Source organism: Corynebacterium sp. HMSC073B01 (assembly GCF_001838255.1).
Taxonomy (GTDB): Bacteria; Actinomycetota; Actinomycetes; order Mycobacteriales; family Mycobacteriaceae; genus Corynebacterium; species Corynebacterium jeikeium_D.
In genome coordinates this window covers 29,321-40,342 of sequence record NZ_KV836154.1, presented here as the reverse complement: position 1 = coordinate 40,342, position 11,022 = coordinate 29,321, and the positions used below count along the sequence as shown (strand labels likewise).

General features: G+C 59.2%; 6 protein-coding genes. 3 read left to right on the top strand and 3 right to left on the bottom strand.

Going from position 1 to position 11,022, the window contains the following annotated elements:
• Window positions 1-93 precede the first annotated feature (93 nt).
• Window positions 94-1,911: a 2-isopropylmalate synthase gene (leuA, locus tag HMPREF2849_RS05385; RefSeq protein WP_048733191.1), complete on the bottom strand. Its 1,818-nt coding sequence runs from the start codon at window positions 1,909-1,911 to the stop codon at window positions 94-96.
• 275 nt (window positions 1,912-2,186) lie between these two features.
• Here leuA and HMPREF2849_RS05380 point away from each other — a divergent pair, with 275 nt between their 5' ends.
• Entirely contained in the window at window positions 2,187-4,820 is a 2,634-nt protein-coding gene (locus HMPREF2849_RS05380; RefSeq protein WP_070856851.1) for a YhgE/Pip domain-containing protein, read from the top strand.
• Window positions 4,820-7,117, top strand: coding sequence for a YhgE/Pip domain-containing protein (locus HMPREF2849_RS05375; RefSeq protein WP_070862707.1), 2,298 nt, complete (start codon window positions 4,820-4,822; stop codon window positions 7,115-7,117). The genes HMPREF2849_RS05380 and HMPREF2849_RS05375 overlap by 1 nt, the downstream gene beginning before the upstream one ends.
• A 6-nt stretch (window positions 7,118-7,123) precedes the next feature.
• On the opposite strand, the gene HMPREF2849_RS05370 is transcribed toward HMPREF2849_RS05375, so the two are convergent.
• Window positions 7,124-8,092 carry a class C sortase gene (locus HMPREF2849_RS05370; protein WP_070862706.1) on the bottom strand — a complete coding sequence of 323 codons (969 nt, stop codon included), beginning with the start codon at window positions 8,090-8,092 and terminating at the stop codon, window positions 7,124-7,126.
• A 157-nt stretch (window positions 8,093-8,249) separates the two neighbouring features.
• Complete coding sequence (locus tag HMPREF2849_RS05365) at window positions 8,250-9,296, bottom strand: DMT family transporter (RefSeq protein WP_187271227.1); 1,047 nt, start codon at window positions 9,294-9,296, stop codon at window positions 8,250-8,252.
• A 460-nt stretch (window positions 9,297-9,756) separates the two neighbouring features.
• Between HMPREF2849_RS05365 and HMPREF2849_RS05360 the strand changes: the two genes are divergently transcribed.
• Complete coding sequence (locus HMPREF2849_RS05360) at window positions 9,757-11,022, top strand: aspartate kinase (RefSeq protein WP_016421883.1); 1,266 nt, start codon at window positions 9,757-9,759, stop codon at window positions 11,020-11,022.

Sequence of the window (11,022 nt, the reverse complement as noted above, 5' to 3'; positions counted from 1 at the left end):
CCGAGCGGACACACTTTTTGTCACTTAACCCACACTTTGAGCACAAATTTTGCCACGAAAGTGTCATAAACCTAGTCAGTAACTATGTGGAATTTAAGCCAGTGCGCGGTTGACCGCGCTGGTGACTGCCTTCAGCGATGCGTAGGTGATGGAACCAGCGATGCCGGAGCCCCAGACCTTGGTGCCGTTGACATCTGCGAGGACGTAGGCCGCAGCCTCGGCGTCGTCACCTGCGGTGCGAGCGTGCTGGACGTATTCCTGAACCTCGACGTTGATGCCGAGCTTCTCCAGGGCGTTGGCGTAAGCGGCCAGCGGGCCGTTGCCGACACCCTCGACGGTCTGCTCCTTGCCCTCGTAGACGATGTGAGCCTTGATCTTGGTGGCGTCCGACTCGTTCTGAGGGGCATCGACAGTCAGGGCAATCTGCTCGAGCGGAACCTCGCGGTCCAGGTACTCACCTGCGAAGATGTCCCAAATCGCCTTGGAGTTGACCTCGCCGCCCTCGGCATCGGTGACTGCCTGCACAACGGACGAGAACTCGACCTGCATGGAGCGCGGCAGGTTCATGCCGTGGTCCGTCTTCATGATGTAGGCCACGCCGCCCTTGCCGGACTGGGAGTTCACGCGAATAACGGCCTCGTAAGAACGACCGACGTCCTTCGGGTCGATAGGCAGGTAAGGAACTTCCCAGGTCACCGCGCGCAGGTCCTCGTCGGAAAGCTCCTTGACGGCAGCGCCCGGGCGGACCTTGTCTGCCATTGCGTCGAGGCCCTTGTTCACGGCGTCCTGGTGGGAACCGGAGAAAGCGGTGAAGACCAGGTCGCCGCCGTACGGGTGGCGCTCCGGAACGCGCAGCTGGTTGCAGTACTCGACGGTGCGGCGGATCATATCGATGTCGGAAAAGTCGATTTGCGGGTCGACTCCCTGGGTCAGCATGTTCAGGCCCAGGGTGACCAGGCAGACGTTACCGGTGCGCTCGCCGTTGCCGAAGAGGCAGCCCTCGATGCGGTCGGCGCCGGCCATGTAGCCGAGCTCAGCGGTGGCGATGCCGGTGCCGCGGTCGTTGTGCGGGTGCAGCGACAGAATGATGGAGTCGCGGCGGTTGAGGTTGCGGTGCATCCACTCGATGGAGTCTGCGTAGACGTTCGGAGTGATCATCTCCACGGTCGACGGCAGGTTGATGATGATTGGGTTGTCCGGAGTCGGGTCGATGACATCAACCACGGCGTCGACAACTTCCTTGGCGTACTCAACCTCGGTGCCGGTGTAGGACTCCGGCGAGTACTCCCAGCGCCAGTTGGTGTCCGGGTAGTCCTTCGCGATGGTCTTAATCAGCTCCGCGGCGTCGGTGGCAATCTTCTTGATTGCGTCCTTGTCCTTACGGAACACAACATCGCGCTGCAGAATCGAGGTGGAGTTGTAGAAGTGAACGATGACGTTCTTTGCGCCGGCACATGCCTCGAAGGTGCGGCGAATCAGGTGCTCGCGAGCCTGAACCAGAACCTGGATGGTGACATCGTCCGGGATCATGTTCTTCTCAATGATCTCGCGCACGAAGTTGTAGTCAGTCTGGGAAGCGGACGGGAATCCGACCTCAATTTCCTTGTATCCCATCTGGACCAGCAGCTCGAACATGCGGCGCTTGCGCTCCGGGCTCATCGGATCAATCAGCGCCTGGTTGCCATCGCGCAGGTCGACGGCACACCAAACCGGTGCCTTAGTAATGCGCTTGTCCGGCCAGGTGCGGTCCTTCAGCTGGAAGTCCTGAACTTCCTGGTCGTAAGGCAGGTAGCGGTTGGTTGCCATCTGTGAGTTGCGCTGCTTATTCCAAGCAGGCTGTCCTTCCGGAATCTCGCCAGCAGGAGTGGAGATTACAGAAGGAGCGGAAATAAAAGCGTCGGAAGGAGACATGTTGTGGGCCTTTCTAATTCGGACTTTTCTTGTAGGCCGGCACAACTTACCCCGCGACGGGGAGCCGGCCTTAAACCCAAGCCCCGCCGCGGCATAGAAGCAGTAGTCCGCGTTGCATGTGATGTACCTTACCCCGATGGTTATATGAATTTCATCATTCGGGGGTTTTAGTGGGGGAAATATGCTCAGCCATCCACGCCACCCACCCCACCCATCGATAGTTCTAAAACTAGTACCAATGTATTTAGTGGATTAAAGATGATAGCGTCCTTAAGGTGCAAACTAGCTGGTCTATTCTTAAGCGAGACTTGCGCCGTCTCCGCAATAGCCCAAGAGTGTGGGTGATTATCATCGGCGTGATGATTACCCCTGCCTTGTATTCCTGGTTCAACATCCCGGGCTTCTGGGATCCGTATGAGCACACCGAGAACATCGGCGTGGCAATTGTGAATGAGGACAAGGGCGCGAGTTCCTCGGTTACCGGAAGTCTCAATATCGGTAACCAGGTGGTCAAACAACTAAAAGAAAATCATGAACTGGGCTGGCAGTTCCCCGATGCCGAGAAGGCAGACCGAGATCTAAAGCGCGGCAAGGTCTATGCCGAAATCACCATTCCGCCGAATTTCTCGCAGGAAATGGTCGATCTGATCCAAGGGCAGGGGCATCCAGCAAAGCTGAAATACCGCGCTAACCAGAAAATCAACGCGATCTCGCCGCACATCACGGCGCAGGGCGCGTCCGGTATTGATGGCCAGATTTCCGCTTCCTTTAATAAGGAGATCGCGAAGGCGGTCACCGAAGAGGTCAAGGAAGCCGGTGGCCTGATGCAGGGCCGGTTCGACGCTGCCCGTCTCAATTCCGCCGACGCTTTCCAGGATGTCGCTGATGCGGTTGCCAATAGCCGCGATGAAGTCGGCGCTATCCAGGAGCAGATTGGCGATCTGCAGCCGACGATTGCGCAGATTAAGAAGACTCTTGGCAGCGTAGATACGGCCCTCGACGATGCCCAGGATGCGTTGACGCAGGTGCAGGCGATTACTGGTGAGCTCAACAACGAGGTCCTGAATTTCTCCGCGGATCTCAACGACGCCTACCTGCAGGGCAGTACCGCCCTGGTAGAGGGCACCGGTAACGCCAACGCCGCGATCGGCGCGATGACTGGCAATCTGCAGGGCGCAATTTCCCGTTCGGATTCCGCGACGGCTGCGGCGGAGGACATCGTCAAGCAGGCGGATCAGGTCATTGGCGGCCTGAATTCCCTGTTGGATGCCAGCCCGCTCAACGGCCCGGATAAACAGGCAATCCAGCGCACAATCGATGCGCTCGACGAGAGCAACGCCACCAATAAAGAGCTGGTGGAGGGCCTGAAGAATGTCTCTGGCTCGGCGCAGGGAACTCTCGACTCCCTCAACGCCACCAGCGAGGCATTGGCGCAGGCCACTAAGGACGGCAAGGCCGCCTCGGATCAGATCCGCCAGGCGTCCAAGGACGCACTCCCGCAGTTGAGCAGGGCCCTTAATCAGCTCAACGCGCGCGTGGGTTCGTACGCGGCGGCGCTTGGCGCGCAAAAGGACACCGTCCGGGAAACGTCCGCGCTTCTCGACGCTACGAGTGGGCAGCTTTCCGCTGCGACTCAGGTCCTCGAGAGCTTCAAGGCTGACCTTGATGGCGTACGCGATGGCCTGGAAACCGCGCGTCTCGATGTTCTTACCCTGGGTACCACCGAAGAGCGCGAAGCCATGAACATGGTCAATGACCTCGACCCCGAGGGAATTTCGCAGTTCCTGAGCGATCCGGCCGAGATCCAGACTGAGGCCGTGTTCCCGGTGGATCACTACGGCTCGGGTATGGCGGCGCTGTTTACCAACCTGTCGTTGTGGATTGGTGCGTTCATCCTGATTGTGATTTTCCGCGTGGAAGTTGATGCGGAAGGTTTCAAGGAAATCACGGTCGGCCAGGCGTACATGGGCCGTACCTTGCTACTGGGCATCATCGCTATTTTCCAGGCGCTGATTGTCTCCATTGGTGACATTGTCATTGGTGTGCAGAATGTCAGTGCGGTTGCGTTCGTCCTCACCTGTGTCGTGGTGGAGTTGTGTTATCTCGCCATTATTTACAGTATGGTGGCGGCATTTGGGCACGTGGGACGCGGTATCGCCGTGGTGCTCGCGTTTATTCAAATCCCTGGTGCCGCCGGTCTCTATCCAATTGAGATGACACCGGACTTCTTCCAGGCACTGAATCCGTTCTTGCCGTTGACCTACGGTATTGATGCTCTCCGCGAGACAATTGGTGGTTTTTACTCCAATTACTACCTGAAGAACATGCTCACCCTAATGGTCATGGCAGCGATCGCCTACGTGGTCGGCTACTGGCTGCGTCGCAGTCTGTCCTCGGTCAACGTCTTGGTTAACCACCAGCTTGAAGAGGGCGGTCTAGTCAACAACGAAGAAGTCCATCTGGTCGGTAGTGGGTACAAGCTCAGTGACCTGGTCTTCGCGCTGCGCAACCGCGAGGAGTACCAGACGCGAGTCGATGAGCGGATGGAGAACCTGCGTGGCAGCTACACGCTGTTCATGCGCATTGCCATTGGTGTCGCAGTGGTCGCCCTGGTGGTACTGGGTATTCTGGCCCGCAACTACCCGGATCAGAAGGCCCTGTTCTTCGGTCTAGCCTGCCTGTTCGTACTGCTCTGCCTCGCTTACATCGCGGTGCGCGAGTACGTCAAGCAGTCTGTGATTCACGCCCAGGAGCTCAGCGAGCTGTCGGAGGAAGAGCTGCGCGCCTACATGGAGCACCAGACTTCCCATCCGCATGCGTACTCGTTGGAAAATGCTGGCGATACGTTTGAGCCACAGACGAAGGTGTCGTCGGCAAGCGTGAAGACTTCCCCAGAAGGTGAAGCCTAATGAGAAACGTTCTTGAAATTGTGCGGAACGACTTTCGGGTGATCCGCCAGAACACGATGACCGGCATCATGGTTTTCGGTTTGGTGCTGATTCCGCTGCTATTTACCTGCTTTAACGTGCTGGCCAGCTGGGAGCCGTTTGAGAACACCGAGAAGTTGAAGATTGCGGTCGCCAGTAATGACCGTGGCCATCGTACGGATATTGGTGCGATTGACCTCAACTTGGGCAATGAGGTGCTGTCGAAGCTGAGCCGTAATCACGACATTGACTGGCGGATTACGGATTCCAATGACGCCATCGATGGCACCAAGTCCGGTGACTACTACGCGGCAATCGTGCTTCCGGAGAACTTCAGTACCGAACTGATGACCTTCTACGTCCGCGGTACCAAGGCGCCGAAGCTGACGCTCTATACGAATGAGAAGAAGAACGCGCTGTCGTCGATCATTACGGGCAAGGGCGCGAGTGGCGTTATTCAGGAGATTGACAAGAACTTCACGCAGGTCGTCGCCAGTGTTGGGCTGGGCGTGATCACCTCGCTGGATGAGTATCTAAACACCTCCGACTCCAAGCAGGCACTGACGCGCGTGCAAAACCGCGTTGATGACACCGCCGCGCGGCTGCGCTCCGGTGCGCAGACTGCTCGTTCGCTGTCCACGCTGGTGGAGACCACCGTGCCGCTGGTGGAGACCGCGGATTCCATTTTGGAAAACGCTGGTGCGCGGATGGACATTCTGCGCAATGGTTCGGGTGACGGCAACGTCGCAGGCGATCTGGAAGCCGCGGTCGGCAATGTTCGCGACTCGGTTAGCACGGCGCTCGACGCAACGCAGTCGAGCTACGAAGGCGTGCGCGACCGCGTCAACGAGCTTGTCGACGGCACCCAGGCCACCAGCGGCGCGACCGCAGATACCTTTGACGCGATGGCGGCCAAATTCGGCCAGCAGGCCGATGGCCTGACTGCGATGCGCGACCGCCTGGAGGACACCGTTGGGGCAGTGGTTCCGGGTGTCGCTAAGCCGGGCTATGACCGCGCGATTTCCGATCTGAACACCTCGATTGCTCGCACCCGTGGGCTGCAGGAGAGTTTCTCCGCCGTGGCAGCGGATTTGCGTGGTGGCCGGGATACGGGATCGTCGATAAGCCAGGCGAAGGACGCTTTCACGGCTGCGATTGCGGCTGTGGAAAATGCCAAGAACTCCTACGAGCAGAACCTGCGCCCGCAGATCGACGCACTGTCGGAGCCGGTGTCGCGTCTGAGCAACGACATCGAGGTCATTGGCGAGGACATTCGCGGCATCCGCGGTACGATTTCCGGCTCGCCGGTGGATACGCTGCGTAAGACCAGCGCTGCCACAATGGGCCTGAGCAACCGTTTTGATGATCTGGCCGCTCGCTTCGACGAGATTCACAACGCGCTGGAAGAGGCGAAGGACACCGGGGACCTCTCGCGAATTGCTGAGGCCGTCGGTGATGACCCAAGTGCCCTGGCAGCGCAGTTGGCCGCGCCGGTGCAGGTCGAGGAAGACCCCGTCTTCCCAGTCCAGAGCTTCGGTGCGGGTATGGCGCCGTTCTATGCGACCCTCGCGCTGTGGATCGGTGCGTTGCTGTCGTCGGTGCTGATCCGCACCACGGTCCGTAGCCGCGACGGTCAGAAGGTCGGCGATGATGAGGCCGAGAATGTGGTCAGCGATGCAGTCGATGATGCGCAGGGCGATGCAGCCAGCGATGAAATCGACGAGCCGACCAGTGACGCACAAATCAACGCTGCGCAGGCCGAGGACTACACCCGCGTCGAGAAATACTTCGGCCGGTTCGCCACCTTCGCCAGCGTGGGCCTGGTTCAGTCCACACTGATGGTGTTGGGACTCCAGGTGTACGTGGGCATCGAGCCCGCGCACCGATTCCTGATGCTGCTGGCCGGCTGGGTGATTTCGCTGGTGTTTATGATGATTGTCTTCTCGTTCGTCTTCACCTTCGACAACGCCGGCAAGGCCATCTGCGTGCTGTTGCTGGTGATGCAGGTCTCGGCCGCAGGTGGCGCGTATCCGCTGCCGCTGGTGCCACAGTGGGTCCAGAACATTAGCCCTTGGCTGCCGGGTACCTACGCGATCGATATGTTCCGCAGCTCCATCGCCGGTATCTATGAGGCAGACTACTGGAAGCTGATGTTCATGTTGGCGCTGTTCATCATCCCGTCGCTGATTCTGGCGCTGGGCCTTCAGCGCATCTTTGAAAAGGGAATCAACGAGATCAAGAATGCAATCGAGGAGACGAAGGTGATGGCGACTTCGTAAGGGGGCCTAATCCTCCGCCTCGTCGCTCTCGCGCTCGGCCTCCGGTTCGCCCTTGCCATCGCGCGAGAGCTTCCGCAGCCACCAAATCAGCAGCGCAATGATCACCGCCGCTGCCGCCAGGATGGCCCACATCCACCACTGCCACTGCGAACCGCTGCCGTCGAACACGGATTCCTCGTCAGGATCCATCGGCACCTGGTGCCCCGTTATCAACAGGCGGTGCGTGTTAATGCCGTAAGGCGTGCACGTAATCAGGGTGATCAGGTCTTCTCCGGGGACGCGTCGTAAAGCATCGGTTTCATCCGGCTTTACGACGGCTACGTCGTGGACCTCATACTTCAACTTGTGACCCGCGACTGCGATGTAGAACGCGTCGCCCTTCTTGACCTTGTCGAGGTTGTCCCACAGCGTCGCATTCTGCAGACCCGTATGCGCCGACAGCGACGCGTGACGACCTTCACCCTCGCCCACGCCGCCGACCGGGAAGTCGGTGCCGTAGAGGTGACCGACCCCGCGCGAAAGCGATTTTTCCGACGTGCCGTGGAAAATGGGCAGGTCAGAGTTGATGGACGGGATGACGATGCGGCCGAGCGCGTCGGTCTCGCCAAGCACGTCGAGGTAGTGGCGGTAGCGCTGGTACTCGGGGGAGGACTCGTCATCGGAGGTGGTCCAGGCGTCGCCGGGATTGACCTCGCCGAGGCTGGCGTTGTACTCGTGGGCCTCGTTCCAGGCGGTGTCCAAGACCTCGGGAGGAGCGGATTTCTCCAGCTTGGAGTACTCATCTGCGGCGCGGGCCTGCAGGAAGTTGTTCCACTGCGTTGCGACAACCGGGTACAGCAGCACGCCCAAACCGCCAATGATCAACAGCAGGGCGATGATGGTGTTCGAGTTGAGCTTCTTGCCCTTTTGGGGCTTTGCTTTGGTGTTGGTTGCCCGCTTGGAAGTTGCCCGCTTGGAATGGGAATGACGCCCCATCGAGTCCTACCTTTGGTGACCTTGTGCATAGCGGCCACGGGTCTTTCTCACCAGGGATAGTTCCCGGGCAGGGGATAGCCAGGCCGACAAATCGCTAACGACTTAATAAGTGCACATACCAATTTAGGTCATGCAACCCGGGAGAGCTGAACTCTACTTACCGAGCGGTGGCATCGGTGGAGTCTGTGGTGGTGATTTCGGTGCTTGGGGCGTCGGTGGTTGCGGTGCTTGTGGTGTCGGTGGTCGCGGTGTCTGCGGTGTTTTCGGTGCTTGGGGCGCTTGTGGAGGCTGTGGCGGTGGCTTCTGCCGGCCGAGCCGCCAGGGCAATAGTGGCAGAAATCATGGTCGCCAGTGCGATAAACAGCGCCACCCACTGCACACCAACTGCCTGGAAGCGTTCACCAAGAACGATGTATCCCAAGCTGAAGGCAACAATCGGCTCCACGACGGTCATAGCTGGTAGCGAAGCCTGCAACGGTCCCGCGTTAAAAGCCGCCTGCTGCAGGCCGACGCCAATAACCGCCAGTGCCACCAGCAGCCAGAGTTCCCAGGAGAGCAGGAGCTGGACGAGTCCGTCGTTGACATAGGTATCGACCACCGACTTAGACAGCAGCGCGACGAAGCCGTACAGCCAGCCGGTTGCCGTGCCGAGCAGCAGGGCCTTCGGGTTCTGGCGTAGCACTCCGCGCTGTTTGGTGTCTGAGCCGCCGCCGGTGCCGGTGCCGGTGTTGGGCCACTGAACTGCAGCGGCGTAAAGCCCGCAGGTGACCACGCCACCGACGGCAAGAGCCCATCCCCACAGGTAGGTGGGGATATCGGTGGAGCCGGCAGTCGGCTTGCCGAGCAACACCAGCGTCGCCACCGCAAAAGTAAGCGCCACGGACCAGATCATCTCTGACCGCGAAATCCGCCGACCGTTGACCTTCGCCGCGAGCGGGAGCGTGAGCATCAGCTTCATGACCAGCAACGGCTGCACCAGGAGCAACGTGCCGAATGCCAACGCCGCGACCTGAAATACATACCCGGCAATCGCCAGGCCCGAGCCCAGCCACCAGCGCGGCAGCTTCAGGGTCTTCGCCACTCCGCGAAGTGTGCTGGTGCCCTCTTCCAGTGTTCCGGAGAGGTTGTGGCGGATGACGGTTCCCCACGCGATGCTGAGTGCGGACAGCAGTGCCAGTATCGCAGCGAGAAGGTCATTGTTCACGTAGGGAATGCTAGGCATGCAACACTTGTCATGTCCACTTCGCAGGGGTTGGGCGGGGCAGTGGTTGGTGCCCGCAGCGCCTCGGGAATTAGCTGGTTCGGCCGATATGCTGACTGAGCTCGGGCCGGGGAGCCCGGAGTGGAGCTGGCTGAGCCCGGAGTTCTTGGCACAGTACCGAGAGTTACTGACTAGGTTTATGTCAGTTTTGACAAGTTTCAGGGCATATTTTTGTCATAAACTTAGTCAGTTTCACATTTGCAGCCCGCAGCAGCGTCCGATCCGCACCCAACCCATGCCCAATAACCCCACAACCCCCTACGCAACCCGATCCAAACCCTCCGCACAACCTCCGCAAGCTACGTTTTGGTAACCCACTATGTAATTACGAATGCGACTCAAGTAAATTGAGTCAATAATAGTTACGTGCATATAGTTGCCTAGTTTTTGGAGGTTGCCGACCATGGCACTGGTTGTGCAGAAGTACGGTGGTTCATCCCTGGAGAGCGCCGAACGCATTCGTCGTGTTGCAGAACGAATTGTGGAAACCAAAAAGCAGGGCAATGACGTCGTGGTTGTCTGCTCGGCAATGGGCGACACCACCGATGAGCTTCTGGACCTCGCTGAGCAGGTCAACCCGGTCCCGCCGGGACGCGAGATGGATATGCTCCTGACCGCCGGTGAGCGTATTTCCAATGCGCTGGTCGCTATGGCAATCGCAAGCCTCGGCGCCTCGGCCCGTTCTTTTACCGGTTCGCAGGCTGGCGTGATTACCACGGAGCGCCACGGTAACGCCCGCATTGTCGAGGTCACTCCGGGCCGTGTCCGTGAGGCTCTCGATGAGGGCCATATCTGCCTAGTGGCCGGTTTCCAGGGTGTAAACCGCGAGACCAAGGACGTCACTACGCTGGGCCGTGGTGGCTCGGATACCACTGCGGTTGCCCTCGCGGCAGCCCTAGAGGCGGACGTCTGCGAGATTTACTCCGACGTGGACGGCGTGTACACCGCGGATCCGCGCATTGTGCCGGACGCACAGCGTTTGGACAACATTTCCTTCGAGGAGATGTTGGAGATGGCCGCGGTTGGCGCGAAGATTTTGCAGCTGCGAAGTGTCGAATACGCCCGTGCGTTTAATGTCCCGTTGCGTGTGCGTTCGTCGTATAGCAATGAACTTGGCACCCTTGTTGATGGATCGATGGAGGATATTCCTATGGAAGAAGCAGTGTTGACCGGTGTGGCGCATGACCGCTCCGAGGCGAAGGTGACCGTGCTGGGCATTCCGGATGATCCGGGCCAGGCGGCGAAGATGTTCCGTGCTGTTGCGGATGCGGAGATCAACATCGATATGGTGCTGCAGAACGTCTCCACCGTCGCGGATAACCGCACTGACATTACTTTCACGTGCCCGCGCGAGGATGCTCCGAAGGCGATGGCGTTGCTGAAGAAGCTGCAGGCTGACAACGACTGGAAGGACGTGCTTTACGACGATCACGTGGGCAAGGTCTCCTTGGTCGGTGCTGGCATGAAGTCCCACCCGGGTGTGACTGCGACGTTCTGTGAGGCGCTCGCTGATGAGGGTGTGAATATCGACCTGATTTCCACTTCTGAGATTCGTATCTCGGTGCTGGTTAATGACCAGGATGTCGATAAGTCTGTGAAGGCTCTGCACGACGCTTTCAATCTCGGTGGCGACACCGAGGCTGTTGTTTACGCTGGTACGGGACGTTAA